Origin of the sequence: Bacillus sp. SIMBA_008 (genome assembly GCF_046535495.1) — a bacterium.
Classification (GTDB): Bacteria; Bacillota; Bacilli; order Bacillales; family Bacillaceae; genus Bacillus; species Bacillus subtilis.
Map to the genome: position 1 here is coordinate 1 of NZ_JAWRWL010000937.1, position 250 is coordinate 250.

Genomic DNA, 250 nt, shown 5'->3' on the forward strand with positions numbered 1-250 from the left:
TGCATGAGGGCGCCGGCTGCGGCAAAAGCGGCTCCTGTAACGGCCGCGCCGAGCACTCTCGGAAGACGCAATTCATGAATGATCTGCTGGCCCGTTATGTTCGGATTGTAATCAGCAACAGCCGACCAAACCGTATGTAAAGTAATGTCTTTCGCGCCGAATGAGACGGCGAAAAAAATAGAAACAAGCAGCCCGATCACCGCGATCAGGAAGAAAACCCCGTTTTTTAAGATGCTGATCAGACGGCTTG

General features: G+C 52.4%; 1 protein-coding gene. It reads right to left on the bottom strand.

All coding sequences use genetic code 11. The features are described from left to right. On the bottom strand, positions 1 to 250 hold a 250-nt coding region (locus SB658_RS26125; protein ID WP_410603393.1), incomplete at both ends, for an iron chelate uptake ABC transporter family permease subunit.